Annotated in this window: 18 protein-coding genes, 12 tRNA genes and 1 rRNA gene; 23 read left to right on the forward strand and 8 right to left on the reverse strand. The window is 34.8% G+C overall.

The features are described 5' to 3' along the window. Positions 1 to 137: 137 nt before the first annotated feature. The 13 genes from rrf (at position 138) to PCY07_RS09310 (ending at position 1329) form a co-directional block, all read left to right on the forward strand. Positions 138 to 253 (forward strand): 5S ribosomal RNA (gene rrf, locus PCY07_RS09250). Positions 254 to 286: 33 nt separating this feature from the next. Then, positions 287 to 359 (forward strand) — tRNA-Val (locus PCY07_RS09255). A 5-nt stretch (positions 360 to 364) separates the two neighbouring features. Beyond that, positions 365 to 435: transfer RNA gene (locus tag PCY07_RS09260), tRNA-Gly, on the forward strand. A 38-nt stretch (positions 436 to 473) separates the two neighbouring features. Further along, positions 474 to 547: transfer RNA gene (locus PCY07_RS09265), tRNA-Ile, on the forward strand. A 10-nt stretch (positions 548 to 557) separates the two neighbouring features. Further along, a tRNA-Glu gene (locus PCY07_RS09270) sits at positions 558 to 629 on the forward strand. A 7-nt stretch (positions 630 to 636) separates the two neighbouring features. After that, positions 637 to 726 (forward strand) — tRNA-Ser (locus tag PCY07_RS09275). 10 nt (positions 727 to 736) lie between these two features. Further along, positions 737 to 810, forward strand: a tRNA-Met gene (locus tag PCY07_RS09280). A gap of 3 nt (positions 811 to 813) precedes the next feature. Then, positions 814 to 886 (forward strand) — tRNA-Phe (locus tag PCY07_RS09285). Between the two features lie 15 nt (positions 887 to 901). Next, a tRNA-Tyr gene (locus tag PCY07_RS09290) sits at positions 902 to 982 on the forward strand. Between the two features lie 6 nt (positions 983 to 988). Next, positions 989 to 1059 (forward strand) — tRNA-Trp (locus PCY07_RS09295). Between the two features lie 12 nt (positions 1060 to 1071). Beyond that, positions 1072 to 1144, forward strand: a tRNA-His gene (locus PCY07_RS09300). Positions 1145 to 1163: 19 nt separating this feature from the next. Further along, positions 1164 to 1235: transfer RNA gene (locus PCY07_RS09305), tRNA-Gln, on the forward strand. A gap of 10 nt (positions 1236 to 1245) precedes the next feature. After that, a tRNA-Leu gene (locus tag PCY07_RS09310) sits at positions 1246 to 1329 on the forward strand. Between the two features lie 73 nt (positions 1330 to 1402). Here PCY07_RS09310 and PCY07_RS09315 read toward each other — a convergent pair. Genes PCY07_RS09315 through PCY07_RS09335 form a run of 5 tightly spaced genes read right to left on the reverse strand, consistent with a single transcriptional unit; the run spans position 1403 to position 4893 of the window. Beyond that, entirely contained in the window at positions 1403 to 2536 is a 1134-nt protein-coding gene (locus PCY07_RS09315; protein WP_004182166.1) for a site-specific integrase, read from the reverse strand. A 3-nt stretch (positions 2537 to 2539) separates the two neighbouring features. Continuing rightward, the gene (locus tag PCY07_RS09320; RefSeq protein WP_000598356.1) at positions 2540 to 2734 is read right to left on the reverse strand and encodes a DUF3173 domain-containing protein; all 195 of its coding nucleotides are present in this window, start codon (positions 2732 to 2734) and stop codon (positions 2540 to 2542) included. Positions 2735 to 2793: 59 nt separating this feature from the next. Beyond that, positions 2794 to 3180 (reverse strand): hypothetical protein, encoded by a 387-nt coding sequence (locus PCY07_RS09325; RefSeq protein ID WP_001096844.1) that lies wholly within the window; start codon positions 3178 to 3180, stop codon positions 2794 to 2796. Positions 3181 to 3182: 2 nt separating this feature from the next. After that, on the reverse strand, positions 3183 to 4379 hold the full coding sequence (locus PCY07_RS09330) for a replication initiation factor domain-containing protein (RefSeq protein WP_301356566.1): 1197 nt from the start codon (positions 4377 to 4379) through the stop codon (positions 3183 to 3185). A gap of 40 nt (positions 4380 to 4419) precedes the next feature. Further along, positions 4420 to 4893 (reverse strand): hypothetical protein, encoded by a 474-nt coding sequence (locus tag PCY07_RS09335; RefSeq protein WP_301356565.1) that lies wholly within the window; start codon positions 4891 to 4893, stop codon positions 4420 to 4422. A gap of 320 nt (positions 4894 to 5213) precedes the next feature. On the opposite strand from PCY07_RS09335, the gene PCY07_RS09340 reads away from it, so the two are divergent. The 4 genes from PCY07_RS09340 to PCY07_RS09355 all read left to right on the forward strand — a co-directional run bounded on the left by PCY07_RS09340 (position 5214) and on the right by PCY07_RS09355 (position 8016). Further along, complete coding sequence (locus tag PCY07_RS09340; protein ID WP_004182172.1) at positions 5214 to 5666, forward strand: helix-turn-helix domain-containing protein; 453 nt, start codon at positions 5214 to 5216, stop codon at positions 5664 to 5666. Between the two features lie 148 nt (positions 5667 to 5814). Further along, positions 5815 to 6471 (forward strand): hypothetical protein, encoded by a 657-nt coding sequence (locus tag PCY07_RS09345; RefSeq protein ID WP_008536212.1) that lies wholly within the window; start codon positions 5815 to 5817, stop codon positions 6469 to 6471. Positions 6472 to 6517: 46 nt separating this feature from the next. Continuing rightward, positions 6518 to 7207 (forward strand): hypothetical protein, encoded by a 690-nt coding sequence (locus tag PCY07_RS09350; RefSeq protein WP_004182165.1) that lies wholly within the window; start codon positions 6518 to 6520, stop codon positions 7205 to 7207. Then, positions 7204 to 8016, forward strand: coding sequence for a hypothetical protein (locus PCY07_RS09355; protein WP_004182153.1), 813 nt, complete (start codon positions 7204 to 7206; stop codon positions 8014 to 8016). Before PCY07_RS09350 ends, PCY07_RS09355 begins: the two co-directional genes overlap by 4 nt. A gap of 379 nt (positions 8017 to 8395) precedes the next feature. Here PCY07_RS09355 and PCY07_RS09360 read toward each other — a convergent pair whose 3' ends face one another. After that, entirely contained in the window at positions 8396 to 9652 is a 1257-nt protein-coding gene (locus PCY07_RS09360; RefSeq protein WP_301356564.1) for an MFS transporter, read from the reverse strand. A gap of 710 nt (positions 9653 to 10362) precedes the next feature. On the opposite strand from PCY07_RS09360, the gene PCY07_RS09365 reads away from it, so the two are divergent. Further along, positions 10363 to 10983, forward strand: a complete 621-nt coding sequence (locus tag PCY07_RS09365; protein ID WP_301356563.1) for a tetratricopeptide repeat protein — start codon at positions 10363 to 10365, stop codon at positions 10981 to 10983. 639 nt (positions 10984 to 11622) lie between these two features. Here the strand turns inward: PCY07_RS09365 and PCY07_RS09370 are convergent. Beyond that, the gene (locus PCY07_RS09370; RefSeq protein ID WP_301356562.1) at positions 11623 to 12939 is read right to left on the reverse strand and encodes a beta-carotene 15,15'-monooxygenase; all 1317 of its coding nucleotides are present in this window, start codon (positions 12937 to 12939) and stop codon (positions 11623 to 11625) included. A 17-nt stretch (positions 12940 to 12956) separates the two neighbouring features. Beyond that, positions 12957 to 13688, reverse strand: coding sequence for an ABC transporter ATP-binding protein (locus PCY07_RS09375; RefSeq protein ID WP_301356561.1), 732 nt, complete (start codon positions 13686 to 13688; stop codon positions 12957 to 12959). A gap of 603 nt (positions 13689 to 14291) precedes the next feature. On the opposite strand from PCY07_RS09375, the gene PCY07_RS09380 reads away from it, so the two are divergent. The 5 genes from PCY07_RS09380 to PCY07_RS09400 all read left to right on the forward strand — a co-directional run bounded on the left by PCY07_RS09380 (position 14292) and on the right by PCY07_RS09400 (position 18435). Then, positions 14292 to 14729 (forward strand): zinc-dependent MarR family transcriptional regulator, encoded by a 438-nt coding sequence (locus PCY07_RS09380; RefSeq protein WP_003004547.1) that lies wholly within the window; start codon positions 14292 to 14294, stop codon positions 14727 to 14729. Between the two features lies 1 nt (position 14730). Further along, a complete protein-coding gene (locus tag PCY07_RS09385; protein WP_049489137.1) occupies positions 14731 to 15435 on the forward strand; it encodes a metal ABC transporter ATP-binding protein in 705 nt (234 codons plus the stop codon). Continuing rightward, the gene (locus PCY07_RS09390) at positions 15428 to 16231 is read left to right on the forward strand and encodes a metal ABC transporter permease (protein WP_301356560.1); all 804 of its coding nucleotides are present in this window, start codon (positions 15428 to 15430) and stop codon (positions 16229 to 16231) included. Before PCY07_RS09385 ends, PCY07_RS09390 begins: the two co-directional genes overlap by 8 nt. A 2-nt stretch (positions 16232 to 16233) precedes the next feature. Next, positions 16234 to 17739, forward strand: a complete 1506-nt coding sequence (locus PCY07_RS09395) for a zinc ABC transporter substrate-binding protein AdcA (RefSeq protein WP_301356559.1) — start codon at positions 16234 to 16236, stop codon at positions 17737 to 17739. A 138-nt stretch (positions 17740 to 17877) separates the two neighbouring features. Beyond that, entirely contained in the window at positions 17878 to 18435 is a 558-nt protein-coding gene (locus PCY07_RS09400) for a DUF6287 domain-containing protein (protein WP_301356558.1), read from the forward strand. Positions 18436 to 18590 lie beyond the last annotated feature (155 nt).

Below are 18590 nucleotides of genomic sequence, written 5' to 3' on the forward strand. Positions count from 1 at the left end.
TGGAAGTTGTGTGAGCAATGGAGCGGACTAATACTAATAGCTCGAGGACTTATCCAAAGAGTCAGAAGATATTGACAAAGTTAGGTTTAGTTTGTTAGAATATAGATATTCAATTTTGAATGTTTAACCATTCAGAGTTAAGTGACGATAGCCTAGGAGATACACCTGTACCCATGCCGAACACAGCAGTTAAGCCCTAGAACGCCGGAAGTAGTTGGGGGTTGCCCCCTGTGAGATAAGGAAGTCGCTTAGCAAGAGATTGAGCCTAGATGATCTAGGCTCATTTGGGAGTTTAGCTCAGCTGGGAGAGCATCTGCCTTACAAGCAGAGGGTCAGCGGTTCGATCCCGTTAACTCCCATTTAAGCGGGTGTAGTTTAGTGGTAAAACTACAGCCTTCCAAGCTGTTGTCGCGAGTTCGATTCTCGTCACCCGCTTTGAACAATTGTTCATTTTTTACCAAGTTGTTTAACTTGGGCGCGTAGCTCAGGTGGTTAGAGCGCACGCCTGATAAGCGTGAGGTCGGTGGTTCGAGTCCACTCGTGCCCATTAATAGTATGGTCCGTTGGTCAAGGGGTTAAGACACCGCCTTTTCACGGCGGTAACACGGGTTCGAATCCCGTACGGACTATATTTTTGGAGGATTACCCAAGTCCGGCTGAAGGGAACGGTCTTGAAAACCGTCAGGCGTGTAAAAGCGTGCGTGGGTTCGAATCCCACATCCTCCTTTTTAATTAACGCGGGATGGAGCAGCTCGGTAGCTCGTCGGGCTCATAACCCGAAGGTCGTAGGTTCAAATCCTGCTCCCGCAATTTGGCTCGGTAGCTCAGTTGGTAGAGCAATGGATTGAAGCTCCATGTGTCGGCGGTTCGATTCCGTCTCGCGCCATCAATTCAATAATTCGGAAGGGTAGCGAAGAGGCTAAACGCGGCGGACTGTAAATCCGCTCCTTCGGGTTCGGGGGTTCGAATCCCTCCCCTTCCATCCTTTACGGGCATAGTTTAAAGGTAGAACTAAGGTCTCCAAAACCTTCAGTGTGGGTTCAATTCCTACTGCCCGTGTTAATAATTATGGCGGGTGTGGTGAAGTGGTTAACACACCAGATTGTGGCTCTGGCATGCGTGGGTTCGATCCCCATCACTCGCCTATTTATTATTTGTATTATTGGGGTATAGCCAAGCGGTAAGGCAAGGGACTTTGACTCCCTCATGCGTTGGTTCGAATCCAGCTACCCCAGTTTAATTTATGCCGGCGTGGCGGAATTGGCAGACGCGCTGGACTCAAAATCCAGTGTCCGCAAGGACGTGCCGGTTCGACCCCGGCCGCCGGTATAGTAAAAAAGACAAGGTTTTCGGACCTTGTCTTTTTTTCTCTGTTTTTGTTGAGTTACCAATTTTTTCCATTTTAAAATAAATCATCAAGTTTATTAGCCAATGTTTTCTGTTTGCTAGGGTACAAATGAGAATAAGTATCAATTGTTGTTGTAATAGATGCGTGTCCTAATCTTTCTTTGACAACAAGATAATCTTCTCCTTGATTTATAAGTAATGATGCATGAGAGTGTCTTAAATCATGAATTCTTATTTTCTTTAAATCTTTATCCCTTTCTAGTATTTGCTTAAACTTCTTATCAATCATATTTTTTGTAATTGATATTGGTGTACTCTGTATTATTTGAAGTTCTTCAGTATTTTTCGTAAATTCCTCAAGTTTTTCTTTTTGTTTTACTTTCCAATCTATTAGCATTTCTGCTAATTTCTGATTTATTGTTATATTTCTAGTTCCTGATCGTGTTTTTGTTGTATTAATGTAGCTTGTATTATTAACAAAGTATACCGTTTTGGTAACGTAAATCGTATTTGTTAAAAGATTTATATCATTCCAGTTCAATGCGAGGATTTCTCCCATTCTCATTCCAGTAAAGAAAGCAATTACGAAAAACAGGTCATAACTTATTTCATCATCTCGAATAAGTCCTCTAAATCTCGTGAATTCTTCTATACTCCAAAATTTAATATCAGGCTTCCTAATTGGTAATTTTCTCAGATTCTTAACTGGATTTTTATCAATGAGTGATTTTCTTATACCAGTATCAAAAATTTTTTTAAGTAGAATCAGAACCTTATTAATTGTATTATAGCTTAAAACTTCATTTTCATTTTGTTTTTTAGGTTTTGTTTTTAGGTATTCACGAAATTCGAATATATGGTCATACGTTAATTTATTTAAATTTGTATTTTTAAAATATGGCTTAATATGACGCTCATAATTATTTCTTTGTGTACTTGTGTAGCTTACTTTTCTGCCATTTTTCAAATCATCTTCTTCAAGTAAGTCGAATAACATATCCGTTGTTACTACAAAGTCAAATTGTTTTTCTTTTAATTCTACAACTCTAATATGTTGTTCAAGTTCTAGGGCTTCCTTTTTAGATTTTAATCCTTTACGAATAATACGTATTCTTTTTTGTGTGACTGGGTGGAAACCGTTAGAAACATCAACAGTCCATTTACCACTTTTAGTTTTACGAATAGTCATTCATTATGCTTCTTTCTGGAGTTCAATTCCTAGTAGTTCTTCAGCGACACTGGCTGGAATTGTACCAATCCGTTTGTTATCGTAGATATTAAAACCACGATTCACTAATAGTAATTTGCCAGTATGGATAATCTTTCTTGCAGTTCCTGGAGCAAATCCAAGTTCGATAAGGTCATCTTTTGTTACAGTTTTAATCATGTGCTCTCCTTTTCTAATTAGATTAAGTACGGGGAGGATTAACTCCCCTTGTCTTATACTTATTTTTGTTTTACATCTACTAAATGGATAGCATCCGCCTTGTAATACATCGTTGAACTAATCATAGTAGCTTGTAAATTGTCAAATGTAACTGGTACTTGATCCATTGCTTGGATATAGTCATTATCGACTAAAGCTTCTGGATTGTCTACTGAGACTTGGGTTGATTTCTTTTTGAATTGTCCATCCTTGATCGTTACATTGTATTTCCAACCAATGATTTTATCGGTATTAAAACGTCTTTCGCTACCATCTCGGTTTTTGATAATTTCTCCGTTTGCATCTGCTCGGACTTCCGTTTCAAATTTTGGAATGACTTCATCCAATTCAAATTTTGTTCCAATGTTATTGAAATTCCAGTCATTTTGTGAGAGCATTTTTGCCATATTTAATTTCTCCTTTTGATATTTTCTTTGATTGTAGGGATTAAATCTTCTCTTTTAAAGAGAATTGCCCTTTCTATTAATCCACTTGCTAAATCTGGTGGATATTCCATATTGTTGAGTGCGAGATAGTTAGATTTCTCATACTCATGCAGTAAGTAATTGTCGTATAGAAATTTATACGCTTTTAGAATAGCTCCAGAACCTTTATAGGTAAACCATTCTAATTTTTGTTCTAGTTCTGTCTTTGGTTTTGAAATAATGATAGAGACAGGTTTTGAGTGACCTAAAAACTTTTCCCAAGATCTCAAAGGTTTTGAGAAGTGACTATCACTATAGAACCTCACTTTTTCTTTGAGGTATCCCTTGGTAAAGTTAAGAAGATCTATTTCTGAATGCAACCATTCTTGAATGAAGTAGTGAGCTTTTGCTTTCCTAAGTTCTAACTCAGTTCTTATCCAATTTTCTATATACCGCTTGCTGATCCCGAGCTTTTCAGCTTGTTCTAAGCGCTTATCGTAAATTCTAAGTCTTTCATCATCATTGGGTTTTCTTAAATATAAGGTCTGACCGATCGTTTCATCTCCGTAGGTATTGTAGTAGGTGCTTTTTCCATATAGAAAGCGTTTCTTCTGACAAATCTTTAGAAGTTGATTAGGAGTGAAATAGGGTGTTTCATTAAAATCATCTATTGCAATATCAATTCGTCTTACTGAAAAATGAATGTAATTGTAGTAGAGGTTGTTCAGAAACTGTCTTTCGGAGAGACTATTTGGATCTAATACCATATCTCTATAGAACTCTAGTGCCTGTCCTGACATGACAAGCATGTAGGACGACTCTTTCGATCCATAGTAGATACGGATATTCCCATAATGAAGCTGGCTATCATAGTTATAGTATTTAAGGCTCCCCTTATTCTCAATAAATAGGTCAAAGTCAAGAAATAGGATATCTTCGATTATTTCTTTTGGCGAAAATTCAGTCTTATCAAACTGAATTTGAATCCAGTCAAATACAGAACGTAAATGCTCATTTTTTGCCATAGATTTTGATTCAACTTTTTGCCTAATTTTGCCACCCTTAAAATCTCCAAAACCCTTGGTAATACTGAATTTTTTCGATGGTACACCTAACTTGCAGAGGGTGGTGTTACTACACACCCTATCGGTCAAAAATGGTCCGTCCGCATCTACGCTCATTTTCGGCTTTCTGCCTCCTGGCTCAGCCGAAAACTCGCTATTAGCCGAACCTATTTTTTGACCTCTTGTTAACAAACCCTAGTAAGCCGGTTTGCATCGACTCTTCAATATCTTGGATTCTCTTTTTTAGGTTGGTATTCTCAATTTGTATCAGTCGTATTTCTCGCTTAAATTCCTGTTTTAAGGCGCTCAGTTCATCGTAGAGCTCATCTATTACTTGGTTTAGGGATTCTTGCTCATTGTCTGGTAGACTCCCAAATACGGCTTGTATAGCCTTTTTGAGACCTATTTCAAGTTTTAGGTTAGCTAACTTTTGAAATTGTCTAAGGTCTTCGTCTGTAAAGTCATAGGCAACTGTATAACTTAATTGATGAGTTCTGGGATTTCTACTGATAGGAACTTTAATTTTCTTAAATTCCTTGCCACTTATCTTTTTAATCAGTTGAATCCAGTTTTTAAGAGTAGAGGTAGAGTTTAGGCCAGAAATTTGATTGACTAACTCTTTATTGGTCATCTTTTTGTGAAACCTCCGAAAATTTCTTGTGCAACTGAAGAGTTTTCTGTGGTATAATTGTTACATAATATGTTTTGATCTTGGAACGAACGGCACATTTGTTTCAAGATTTTTTTATTTTGTCGAATCCTACCTCCTTTATTAAAATTTTTTAAATCGACTACTAGTTACATACGCTTTTACCTCCTTTTATGCTATAATATTCTCAATGGAATATTCAATCTCAAAATAAATATTCCTTATGGAATAATTCTATTTTATACCGTTTAGAATATTTTGTCAAGACAAAATATACAGAATCGAATATTAAAGAGGAAACAATGTTTAATAATAATTCTTTTGGAGATCGTCTTAAGGAACTGAGAAAGAGTAAGAAATTAACTCAGGTACAAGTTTCCGAGATGATCGATGTACAACAAGGTACTTATTCTCGTTGGGAAAATGGAACTTTAGAGCCTAGTTTAGAAGCCGTTGTCAAATTAGCAAAATTATTTGATACCACGACAGATTACTTATTAGGAAAAACCATTTACAGTACTCTAGATGTTGTCCCACATCCAATCACTAGAATTGATTTGAAGAAGCTAAAAGGGTTTAATAAAACTGAACTAGATGATCTGAAATTTGCAATTGTCATGAATGGAATTAAAAACCATTCTACTCTACCTAAGTATTTGGATGAGCTAGTCTCTGAAAACAATTTAGATGAAGAGGAGCAAGAAATATTACAGACTCTCTTTAAAGAGGTTTCTGATTATTTTAATGCAGATTGATGGTTTATAAGATTAAGTCTCAATAGGTAAAGATTAGTATATTTTTGTTGAATGATTTTACATTTAGATTTTGTTATTAGTTTACTTTATCTTAAAAAATGTAGATATGAAATTGACAGTGTAGATAATATTAAAGCGAGAGAGTAATATGTTATTTTGGATTTGTTTTATATTAACAATTATATTGGCTAATTATATTGGCAACAATACCCTAAAAAATAAAAAATGGAATTATTGCCTTATCCTTTTTCTAATGGTTGATATTTATTATATAGCACTATACTTGTATGATAATGTTCCGACTTTTATTCAAGGTATCGTTACGTACTTACAAAATATGACTTCAAGTGTGGATGTTGTAGTATTAGTAGCATTAATAACAGGTTCAATTACCCTATTAAATTCATTTTATTCGAGATATTCAGAACAAAGGAATAAAAAAAGGGAATATTTAGCTACTAAAAGAGAGGGACCATACTCCGACTTATTTACAGTGATTCACAAAGTTTCTCTAAGTGGAAAAGGTGATTTTGTATATTCTAATGAAGACATGATTAAGGATATCAATGATTTCAATAGCAAACTATCACTTTGGGGCTCACCCAAGGTAGTTAAAAAGTGGAATGATTTTAGACAAAAGTCTTTAGAAGGTAATAAACAACTAGAACCTAAAGAATTACTGAATGCTGTTGAAGAAGTGATGAATGAGATGAGAAAGGACCTAGGGAGTAAGTCAACTAAGAAAGGTGAATTACTATCAATCTTTATATACGATTCAGAGAATTTATTAGGAAAAAGAAAGTAAAAGATTCTAAAACTTTATTAAATTTAGAGAGAAGGAGATAAAAAGAGTGGACAAACAAACCATTTTTTACTGCTATAGAATGACTCATGATTATGGTATCAATCCTTGTGTTTTTACAGAAAATTATGATACAACTCCCAATCTTCTTACCGAAGGAGGGTGTATGCTTCAGTTAAGAAGGAATATTAAAAAGAACTGGGCGGATAAAATAAACTCTAAGTCGGTAGATGCTTACATAATGGCTGTAGCAGGGCATTCAAATGATGGGAAAAAATGGAGAGATGATCAAGGGATGTTTATCACTCCAAAATATAATCATCTAATTTTTGTTGCTAAAATTAGTGAAATTTTAACAATGAAAGAATATTTACTATCTCCAAAATCTAATAATAGAAGAGATGCTTATACTTATCAATGGCTGATTGAAAAGAATGGATTAAACCAATCAAGTTTTATGAATGAAATAGTGATTCTTGCAGACCGTTTTAATTATTTTGGTAAGTCTCCACTTGAAATTCCTAAAGAAATTTTAGACTTTTTTCCGATGGGAGAACGAGCAAGAATGAATGGGAAACCATTCCCAAGATGGAATGCTAAAAATGGATTTTATAATTCGGAAGAGAGATTTACTGATGTGTTAGAATTAATGGAATTTGCTGAAACTATACTAGGTTCACAAAACAAAGTAATGGATTTGCCCTATCATCCATTCTTTATACGAGGAAAAGAATTGTGAAAATAATTTTATCAAGAAAGGGATTTGATTCATCCAATGGTTCCATTCCGAGTCCTATATTACCTGATGGGACGCTACTTTCATTGCCAATACCTGCCAAGTTTGATAGTATCTCTTTTGACGACTTAAACTATAACGGAGTATTATTTTCAGATATCTTAAGACAACTAAAAGGGAAAGAAGATAAAACAAATCATTATAATTGTCATCTTGATCCAGATATAAGAGAAAATCTTAGGAATACTCCTGTTTCTAACTGGAGAGCAGCATTTGGTCAAATTAAAAGCTCACAGGGATTATTAAGAAATCAAAATGTTTCTATCGGGGATCTTTTTCTATTTTTCGGATGGTTTAGACAAACCGAAGGAGATATTTACAACGGAACATTGCATTTTAAAAAAGATGCCCCGGATCTAAATATCATTTATGGTTATTTGCAAATTGGTAATATGATGAATGATAAAGAATCTCTGCAAAATATGTATCCATTTCATCCTCATTCTTGCGACCATATGAGTAATTTGCAATCAAATATGCTTTATATCCCAAGTGAGAACTTATCATTTTTACCTCAAGAAAAAGGATATGGAACTTTTAATTTTCACGATGACAGAGTATTAACAATGAATGGTAAATCAAGAAGTGTATGGAAAGAGATACCAGCGCTTATGCCTGAAAATATAAATGGGAATCATAAAAATTCTGCTAAAGATTGTGGTTTAAAATATTCTGGTATATGGCAAGAAAAAGTTTTGTTAGAAAATGAATTATCAAATTCTTGGGCTAAAGAGTTATTTTTGTTAAAATAATAAAAAACACTTACCCTAATTAAAGGAGAAAATAAAATGATTACATTAACTGTTAATTGTACAAGTGTCTTGAATACCTCTGGATGAATATAACCTGTTGGGACATATCGTCTATTCTCTGATGATGCTCTTAGAACGATAAGGTATGGAGTGTTACCAAAAAGTTACTAAAATTTGAAAAATGAGTCTATTTTGCAAGATTCAAAAGGCTTAAAACCCTATTAAATCAGGGTTGTAAGATTTAAATAATGGAGTTATGGAACTCAAAATCCAGTGTCCGCAAGGACGTGCCGGTTCGACCCCGGCCGCCGGTATAGATTAAAAGACAAGATTTTTCAATCTTGTCTTTTTTGTTTTCGAATTACTTTTTATTTCATTTTCAATAAGTATGTTCTTTTTGGAGTATTCTATAGATTCGAGGTAACATTATCATCGTATAGAGCAGGAGAGAAATTCCTCCAAATATGAATATCAGACCTCCGTTTATTTCTTTTTGAAATAGATAAGTAAATACAATGGTACCTATTGGCATGATAGATGTATTTAGTGTCAACAAAGTACTCATTACTCTTCCTAAATAATTTGTTTCAATACTACTTTGAAGATAGGTCATGACAACAATATTTAGAATAACAAGAGTGAATGCGATAATTCCCATAAATAAACCGCCAACGGAAGAAATAATCACTTGGGTGTTACTAGTTTCAAATGTAATTCCCAAACCAACGATAGCGATGGTTAGAAGAAAAAGTGGAATGCGAATTCTATTAGAGAGAAGTATGTTATTTTCTTTTTTGTCTGGCAATAGTGACATAGACACACTGGCTAATAACATTCCAACCGCAGACATAGTTTCTAGGATACCTACTGTTGCATTATCTAATAAGAGTTGCTCTTTGACTACAAATGGTACTCCAATGCTAATGGAAGTATAGAAAAAATTCAGTACAACACTAACAAGAATAATATATTTGACAATCTGATTTTCTTTTAAGAATTGGATAATTTCTTTGACCCCGTGTTGTTGCCTTTCATTCTGTTTAATCTTAGACTCTTGCTCTTCGTGTTCATAGAAGAATTTCATGGTAAGTAAGACGCCTAAAGAAAGGAGATTTGCAATGATTTCTATAAGAATAAAGCCTGAGAAGCCTAACCAATTATAAAGAATGACTCCAATAGCTGGGGAAAGCATGGTTGCGATAGCAATGGCGGTTTGTGTAACAGAACTTAATCGTTGAATTTTTTTATCATTTACTAACTCGTGGATAGAGGCCGAATAACAAGTATCATTGATGTTGACTGTAATAGAGTGGAGTACGACAAACGGGATTACGAGGTATAAGATAGTAGACGAATTCGTTAAAAAATATAAAGCATAAAACAGAAGAAAGATTATAAGCCTAAAGATAAAATTATAAATTAAGATCTTTTTATGATGATAGTGGTCTACTAAATTACCGATTGGGACCAAGAAAATCAAACTAACGAAAGGATAGATGATCATATTGATTCCAAAACTCATAGCCGATTTTGTTTGGTCCAGTAACATTAATCCTAAAGAGAAATTAAAAGCTTTTCCACTTAAAGAACTAATAAAACTACTAATAAAGTCTTTGATGATTTGTCTATTAGACATTTGATCACTTATTAAATTCTTAATATTAGCCCCCTCCATTCGTTTCAACATTACTTCGGTTATCTAATCCTATTCAATCAGCATGTGTTGTAAGGTAATTGGAATATTAGATAGACCATAATTTTTGTTAATTAAGATTTTACCAATTATTCTAATAAAAGTATAATAAAAAATGTAAAAAATATTGTATTTATGTATACTAATTATATTTATCTCTTGCTTTGACATTATCTAAATTGATACCTTCTCACGTACAACTTTTAAAATAGAATATATTTTACAATCGTTAAAGGATTTCAAAATGGAACAGATCGCTTTATTTTGCTTTTTATAGGCTTTAACTTCATTCTAGATGTTAATACTATTTGTCACAATTCTTGACATCGCTTTCGAACGAGAGTACAATAATTTTGAGGGCAAGATGGTTTATCTCTTTTATTTGGGAGGTGTCAGACATGCAAATCTATTTTGTTTATTCTATTTTCTATCTATTATCACGCGTAGTAGCACTTGTAGTTCTAGCTTATCTTATTAAGTTACTCATTGCTCGTTTAAAAAGAAACTAAGTAACATTTTGCCCAAATAGTAGTTATTTGGGCTTTTTGCTATACTTTGGTTTAGTGGATTAAATCTGTAAAGGTAGTATTTAGCATCTTCTTGTTGAGTGATTTTATTTTACGAAGGTTGTTTATAGTTGAAGGGGGAAATAGATGGTCTCTAAAATCGATGTAGCTTGGGACTTGTTCCGAGAAGGAAATATATTAGAAGCTAAAAAGTTAGTTGAACAAGATTTTTTTATTGATACCTGTACAGATTTTAGCCTTTTAAATCTGATGGGGTATTTATTATTGGCAGAAAAAGACTATGCCTCGTGTACCCATATCTTTGAGAAATACATTTTATTAGCTCAACAAAATGAAGATAAAGAAAATGAACACATTGGATTACATCAATTAGCTATGATCTACAGAGATCAGGGTGATTTTCATAAGGCTTTAAAACTCATTGAAGATGAAGAGAAGATAGTTGAAGAGCATTTTCCAAATGATAATCTAAAGAAAGCTGTGAATAACTACGAACAAGGCTATGTGAGATTTAAATTAAACAACCTTGATGAAGCTCTTATATTCATGAATCTGTCATTGGAACAATCTTTAGAGACAGATGATGTGATTTCTCAAGCTTGTAGCTATAGAGGGTTAGGGGAAATCTATTTAGCCTTGAAAGATACGGAATTATCCAATAGACATTTCAAACGAGCTATAGAACTTTTCGAAAGTGTTGGAGAGTTTGAAGGGGTAAAGGAAATTGAGGAATTGATTAATCGATGATTTTGCATTTAGATTTTGTCATTAGTTTGCTTAAATAAAAAGTTTTAATATGCTATAAATCATGTATTTGATTAAGGGAGATAAGATGAGAGGTTGTGCTAGAAATGGAATTTCTATTTATTTTAATTATTTATATACCTTATTTCTTTTATTTAAACTGGAAGGATAAGCCTAAACAAAAAAATAAGTCCTTTTGCTATCTTTATAAGTTTTACATGATTTACTTGTGGTTTATCCTCATAATTTCCATAATGGCTATCGGTATTTTTTCCCTTGGAGTACTAGCTGTTAGAGGCGAAAAACTTACGTCTGGTTTCTTTGTTTTATCTTTTTTAGGTATAGTTCTATTTAGTTTCTATATTTTTAGTATTCTAAAAGAGATAAAAGACTTAAAGCAAATAAAAGGTAAGTAAGTAGATAGACGTAATCTAATTTGAATTTTCTTTATCTGGGGTATGAGTCCGTGTCTTTAACGGGTTACTAAAAAGGTGCTAAATTATGAAAAAAGTCCCATTGTTAGTCTAAGTTGTTAGTATTTTAAAAAAGACAAGGTGTTTTATCCTTGTCTTTTTCGTTTTAGTATTGCTTTTGTTTCAATGTCAATAAGTGTGTTCTTTTTGAATCAGTAACTATTCCAATTTATCTATCTTGAAATAAATAAAATCCCTTTGTAATACTATAAAAAATAACTAACAAAGAAATAACTATAAGACTCGGTTGCCAGAAACCTGATATATTTACTAAACTACGGCCTAAAAGTTGGCCAATAAAGCTAACTAAAATTAAAATAATTAAATTGAAAACTACTGATACTAATAAAATTAACACTGAATGTATTATTGCCTCGGCTATACGTATTTTAAAAAGTTGTAATCTTGACACTCCTAGTGTCTTTAACTGTTTAATGTCCTCAATATCTTTATTAGAAGATAAAATTGTAAGAGAAATAGAACTAGTAATAATCAGAATAATTGGAGCAGACAAATAAGCAATAAAGGAAGCTCTTGCTTCTTGTACACCGTTTGCTGTATTCATGAATGAATACATATTTTGGGTGTAAAGAATAAACCCAGAAATGAGAGTTACTCCCATGCTCATTGAAGTTTGTATACTTTTCAAATAGCTAGGATTGGATAGTAGATTCCAAAAGCCTGTATTGATTACATAATTTTCAGTTGGAAATATCCTCATTAAAAATTTTATTAGAAACATTTGAATTGATGGGGATAGTGATTGAATAATAAGGATGTGAATAATTAATAAAAATAATATTATGCTTGACTGTGTTGCAATTATTTCTTTGTTTCTAATAAAACCTGCTGAAACAATAAAACCTATACATAGTAACCATAGGAATAAAATAACAGATATGTTAACAAAACCAGTTACTTTAACTTTTCTCTTTTTCTTTTTTGGTTTTAATATTGATGCTAGTTTAAGTATTCGACTTGAATAAAAGTAAGCCCCTATCCCGACAATTGTTGGGACTATAAAAACACTCAATAAAATTGATTGAATGTTGGCTGTAATAACCAAATCAGGTAACTCATTTCTTCCTAATAAATTTTGTAAAAATTTGTAGTAACTATCTGCCACGATAAATGAAAGTATTGTACCAATACTACTAACAATCACTGCCATTAAATAGAACTGTCCAGATACAAGTAAAGACAGCTGAGTTCTGCTTGCACCTAATATAGCCCATAATTGGTAATCCTTTTTAAAGATATCTATTAACAGTCTTATATTATTTGAAATAAGAAAAAATAGAGTAGTCCCTCCAAAAAATATTAGCATTTGAAAAAGTTGTGAAGCGTTAATATTAGCAGTCTTTATTGCACTAGCGATACCAAATAAAGATGTTCCAACAATTAGGCTAGATACAAATAGTAATGGTATTGTTCCTAACCATTGTCTTTTTGAGTACTGAAATTGGTAAATGATTAATTTTAGCATAATAAATCCTCCTCAAATTAATCTTTACTACTTTCAAGTGCTTGGTAGAGCTCATCAGCTGAAGGTTTAATAATTTGTTGAGATATTTTTCCGTCTTTTAAAATGAGTGCTCTGTCAGTTTTTGAAGCCAACTCAATATCATGAGTGACCATAAAAACACATTTTCCTTGACTCGCTAAATTACGAAGTGTTTCAAAAATAAGTTTTCTTGAGACGCTGTCCAGAGCTCCTGTTGGCTCATCAGCAAAAATAATTTTACTATCAGCTATTATTGCACGAGAAATAGCCACTTTTTGCTGTTCTCCACCTGATAAGGTAGAAACTAATGATGATAGTTCTGCTTTAAAATTCAAACTATCCAACATTTTTTTTACTTTATTGCTATCAACACTCTTTCCTGAAAGTCTCAGAGGAAGTGTAACATTTTCTAGAACAGGTAGAGCGGGTACCAGATTATAATTTTGAAAAATAATCGCAATATCTTGCCTTCTAAATTTAGCAAGTTTCCCTTCTTTTAAAGTGTATGGATTCACACCATTGATAACAACTTCACCACTTGTCGGTTCAGATAAACTTGATAAACAACTTAATAAAGTAGACTTTCCAGAACCACTGACACCAAGGATTGATACAAATTCCCCATAATTGACAGATAAAGAAACATTTTTCAAAATAGAGATAGTTTTATCTTGTCCTAGTAAAAATTCTTTTGAAAGATTTGTGACTTCAACAGCTAGATTATTAACCATAATAAATCCTCCTGGTCCCAGCGTCATATTTGATTTAATTATACAATATTGGAATTCTGTTAATATCAAGTAAGTAACTTATGAAACGTATTTTTAATGGATAAAATTTCTATTTCCTCTGGATCTCGGATAAAGGTCTTTAGTGAACTAAGAATTTTTTCTATTTCCATAATAGTAACATAAATGAGGTTTATTTGAAAGCGCAATCATAACTTTATTAAGAGGTACAGCTATTCTATACAAAATTTAAACATAAAACTTAGGTATACTTAATAAATGAGAATTAAAGTTACCTATAACGAAGATAGTAGCATATGTAAAAAGTTTTTGATACAACAGAGTTACTAAAAAGTTACAGAAATTTGAAAAATGAGTCTATTTTACGAGGTTCAAAAGTTCCAAAACCTTATTAAATCTAGGTTATAAGTTTCAAAAAATGTATTCATGGAACTAAAACTTCAGTGTCCATTAGGATGTGCCGGTTCGCCCTGGATGTCTCTAGAGATTATAAAGAAGTTTTACTCTTTTTTTGTTTTAATTTTATCTTTTTTGTGATATAATTAACCGGTAAAGTTTCTGCTAGTGAATTAGAAGGAGTTTATTTTGTCTGAAGTTGCAAATAAAATCGATCGATTTTTAAATTCTATTTTATTATTATCTGAGAATCAACATGAAATTTTAGTTGGTTCTTGTACAAGTGGTGTTTCATTAACCAACACTCAGGAACATATTTTGATGTTAGTTGCTGATGAAGCTCTAACCAATTCTGTCTTAGCTAAGAAATTGAATGTCAGTCAGGCTGCTATCACGAAGGCCGTGAAGCCCTTATTAAGTCAGGGGATGCTGGAGACTTATCGAGATGAAAATGATGCTCGGGTTCTCTATTATCGCTTAACTGAAATTGGTAAGCCGATTGCATTAGAGCATCAGCACCACCATCAGCATACCCTTCACACTTATGAGGATGTTTTGTCGAAGTTTACTAAGAATGAGCAAGGGGTCATTTCGCGGTTTTTAGATTTATTGGAAGAGGAGTTATAGTTTGAGGTATATTACGGTTTCAAATTTATCGTTCTATTATGATCGAGAACCGGTTCTGGAAGGGATCAATTACTACTTAGATAGTGGAGAGTTTGTTACGCTGACTGGTGAGAATGGGGCTGCTAAGTCAACCTTGATTAAGGCTAGTCTTGGGATTTTACAGCCCAAGGTCGGGACAGTTGAGATTTCAAAGACGAATGTTAAGGGAAAGAAGTTAAGGATTGCTTATTTGCCACAACAGATTGCTAGTTTTAATGCTGGATTTCCAAGTACGGTCTATGAATTTGTGAAGTCAGGTCGGTATCCTCGTAAAGGCTGGTTTCGAAAGTTGAATGAGCACGATGAAAAACATATTCTGAAGAGTTTAGAATCTGTTGGAATGCTGGAGTTCAAGGATCGGGCGATTGGTTCTTTGTCTGGTGGTCAGAAACAACGGGCTGTTATTGCTCGGATGTTTGCTTCAGATCCGGATATCTTTGTTTTAGATGAACCGACAACAGGGATGGATGCGACGACAAAGAGTGATTTTTATGAGTTAATGCATCACAGTGCGCATCACCATCAAAAATCTGTTTTGATGATTACGCATGATCCTGAAGAGGTTAACCAGTTTGCGGATCGGAATATTCATTTGGTTCGCGACCAGAGCTCTCCTTGGAGATGTTTTAACGTCCATGATAATGAAGGGGAGGGTGACCATGCTTGATTTATTCCAGTATGATTTTATGCAACGGGCCTTGTTGGCTATGGTTGCCATGAGTCTTTTTTCTCCTGTATTAGGGATTTTCTTAATTTTAAGACGGCAGAGTCTGATGAGTGATACGCTGAGTCACGTTTCTCTTGCGGGTGTCGCTTTTGGGCTTTTCCTTGGAATCTCTCCAACGCTCTCGACTATGATCATTGTCATTATAGCTGCGGTCTTTCTTGAGTATCTGCGGACCTTATTTAAGGACTTTATGGAGATCGGAACGGCAATTTTAATGTCCACTGGTCTTGCCCTAGCTTTAGTACTGATGCGTGGTGGTGGGAAGAGCTCGATGAGTTTGGATCAGTATTTGTTTGGTTCTACCCTAACCATTACGGATGAACAGGTGATCGCCTTATTTGTGATTGCTTTCGTTGTATTAGTGTTAACGGCCTTATTCTTGCGGCCTATGTATATTTTGACTTTTGATGAAGATACGGCCTTCGTAGATGGCCTTCCGGTCCGGATCATGTCTATCTTATTTAATGTGGTAACGGGGGTTGCTATCGCTTTAATGATTCCTGCAGCAGGATCGTTATTGGTTTCAACCATCATGGTCTTACCGGCTAGTATTGCGCTGAAATTAGGGAAGAACTTCCGTGGGGTCATGCTGATTGCGGTCATCATTGGTTTTATCGGGATGTTTAGTGGGTTGATTTTGTCTTATATTGCAGATACACCGGCGAGTGCCAGCATCACGCTTTTATTTGTGGCCTTGTTCTTGCTTGTGAATCTTGGATCACGTTTGAGGAAGTAGATATGAACTTTAAAAAATTTGGTTGGTTATTGTTAGTGGCTTTAACACTTGTTTTGACAGCTTGTGGCAAAAGTCAGAGTCAAAATGGGAAATTAAAAGTGATGACCACTTTCTATCCTGTTTATGATTTTACAAAAAATATTGTCGGAGATGAAGGAACGGTAGACCTGCTCATTGGAGCGGGATCAGAGCCTCATGAATATGAATTGTCTGCTAAGGGGCGGGCTATGATTCAAGATTCGGATGTTTTCGTCTATGAGAATGAAAACATGGAAACGTGGGTTCCAAATCTTTTGAAATCAATGAAGGATAAGAAAACTAAAGTGATCGATGCCACCAAGGGCATGGTCTTGCTTCCTGGATTGGAAGAGGAACATGAACACGAAGGGGGCGAAGAACACCATCATGAATATGATCCTCACCTTTGGCTCTCTCCCCATCGTGCCATGAAGATGGTAGAGTCGATTCGTGATCAGTTGGTCGCAGCTTATCCAGATAAGAAAAAGACGTTTGAGAAAAATGCCCAAGCCTATCTGAAGAAATTACAGGCCTTGGATCAAGCTTATCAGGATGGGTTGAAAGATGCGAAACAAAAGAATTTCGTGACCCAACACGCGGCTTTCCGTTACTTGGCCTTGGATTATGGCTTGAACCAGGTGGCCATTTCAGGGATTTCGCCTGATAGTGAGCCTTCTGCTGCACGATTGCGTGAATTGACAGAGTATATCAAGAAAAATGAGATTAAGGTGATTTACTTTGAGGAAAATGCTTCTAAGTCCTTGGCGAAAACCTTGTCTTCTGAAGCTGGTGTTGAGTTGGCTGTCTTAAATCCTTTGGAAAGCCTGACGGATCAAGAAATGAAAGATGGCGAAGACTACGTGTCTGTTATGAAGGAGAATCTGAAGGCGCTAGAGAAAACAACGTCACAAGCTGGTAAGGATATTCAACCGGAACATGAGGAAGATTCTAAGACGGTTCAAAAGGGCTATTTCGAGGATAGTCAAGTGAAGGATCGTAGCTTAGCAAATTATGCGGGCGATTGGAAATCAGTTTATCCATACTTGCAAGATGGAACTTTGGATCAGGTCTTTGATTATAAGGCAAAATTAAATCCAACCATGACGGCTGCTGAGTATAAGGAATATTATACCAAGGGTTACCAAACAGATATTGATCGGATTAAGATTGATAAGGATTCAATGGAGTTTTATCAAAAAGGATCTTCTAAGAAATATACCTATAAATACGTAGGTAAGCACATTTTGACTTATAAGAAGGGGAATCGTGGTGTTCGTTATCTCTTTGAAGCCAGGGAGAGCGATGCGGGAGACTTCAAATATGTTCAATTTAGTGACCATGAAATTACTCCGGTAAAGGCAGCTCACTTCCACATTTTCCATGGAGGAAAGAGTCAAGAGGCGCTTTATGATGAGTTAGAAAATTGGCCAACTTATTATCCTTCGAACTTATCTGGTTTAGAAGTGGCACAGGAAATGCTGGCTCATTAAGAGCTGTATCAAAAGAGAGACTAGGACTGATTATCCCGGTCTCTTTTTGACTAAAAATGAGGAGTGAAGCTTGTCAAATGCTTGAAAATACGTTACAATGAAAGGGCTTTAAACTAAAAAATGTATGAGGAATTTTAAATGAAAAAAGTTGGTACAATTCTTGTGAGTCTTCTCAGTGTGGTCCTGTTGATAGCTTGTTCGCAACAGGGAGCGAGCAAAAAATCAACCGCCTCCTCTAGTCAAACGACGACCTCTTCTGAGGTCAAAAAGACGGATGCGTCTAGTTCGGAAGTGAAGGAGAAAGAAAAAAAAGAAGAGAAAAAAGAAGTGAAGAAAATGGATCTTGAAGCGATTGCCAATGGAGATTACAGCAGTATTGCTGGTGTCTGGCAAGATGATAAAGGAAATAAGCTGGTCTTTAACGACAAAGGTTTGGTTTCACAAGAGTTAGAGGGCTATGGAGCTTCTTTGACGGATTATGGAACCGCCTCAGAAGGCATTTATGGTGGTCGTGATGGGGGCTTCTTGTTGGAGTATATTCCTGCTGGAGTAACTATTGGTGATCAGGTCGATGATCAAGGACAAGTCGTCTTTAAGGATACATCAGATGCCTCTAAAAACCGTTTGTGGTCTGGTGTTGGTATCGCTAGTTTTGGGGAACAAGGTTCGATCTACTATCATGTAGGAGGTGAATAATGGAAAAAAGAGGCTGGGACAAAAGTCCTAGCCTCTCAATTATTTTTGGATTGTCAAGCAAGACGCAGTGGTTGAGTGGGCTCTACTACGCTGATTTCATCAGCTTTTACAGCTCTACTCAACTGTGCGGAGGTGGGACGACGAAATCGAATTCT

Source organism: Streptococcus sp. SP1, from assembly GCF_030440005.1.
Taxonomy (GTDB): Bacteria; Bacillota; Bacilli; order Lactobacillales; family Streptococcaceae; genus Streptococcus; species Streptococcus parasanguinis.

Coding starts and splice junctions, on each gene's coding strand:
- PCY07_RS09370 (WP_301356562.1), bottom strand. CDS start 12,939: ATGCTAAAATTAATCATTTACCAATTTCAGTACTCAAAAAGACAATGG.
- PCY07_RS09330 (WP_301356566.1), bottom strand. CDS start 4,379: ATGAGCGTAGATGCGGACGGACCATTTTTGACCGATAGGGTGTGTAGT.
- PCY07_RS09360 (WP_301356564.1), bottom strand. CDS start 9,652: ATGTCTAATAGACAAATCATCAAAGACTTTATTAGTAGTTTTATTAGT.
- PCY07_RS09400 (WP_301356558.1), top strand. CDS start 17,878: ATGAAAAAAGTTGGTACAATTCTTGTGAGTCTTCTCAGTGTGGTCCTG.
- PCY07_RS09315 (WP_004182166.1), bottom strand. CDS start 2,536: ATGACTATTCGTAAAACTAAAAGTGGTAAATGGACTGTTGATGTTTCT.
- PCY07_RS09395 (WP_301356559.1), top strand. CDS start 16,234: ATGAACTTTAAAAAATTTGGTTGGTTATTGTTAGTGGCTTTAACACTT.
- PCY07_RS09375 (WP_301356561.1), bottom strand. CDS start 13,688: ATGGTTAATAATCTAGCTGTTGAAGTCACAAATCTTTCAAAAGAATTT.
- PCY07_RS09390 (WP_301356560.1), top strand. CDS start 15,428: ATGCTTGATTTATTCCAGTATGATTTTATGCAACGGGCCTTGTTGGCT.
- PCY07_RS09345 (WP_008536212.1), top strand. CDS start 5,815: ATGTTATTTTGGATTTGTTTTATATTAACAATTATATTGGCTAATTAT.
- PCY07_RS09325 (WP_001096844.1), bottom strand. CDS start 3,180: ATGGCAAAAATGCTCTCACAAAATGACTGGAATTTCAATAACATTGGA.
- PCY07_RS09340 (WP_004182172.1), top strand. CDS start 5,214: ATGTTTAATAATAATTCTTTTGGAGATCGTCTTAAGGAACTGAGAAAG.
- PCY07_RS09320 (WP_000598356.1), bottom strand. CDS start 2,734: ATGATTAAAACTGTAACAAAAGATGACCTTATCGAACTTGGATTTGCT.
- PCY07_RS09335 (WP_301356565.1), bottom strand. CDS start 4,893: ATGACCAATAAAGAGTTAGTCAATCAAATTTCTGGCCTAAACTCTACC.
- PCY07_RS09365 (WP_301356563.1), top strand. CDS start 10,363: ATGGTCTCTAAAATCGATGTAGCTTGGGACTTGTTCCGAGAAGGAAAT.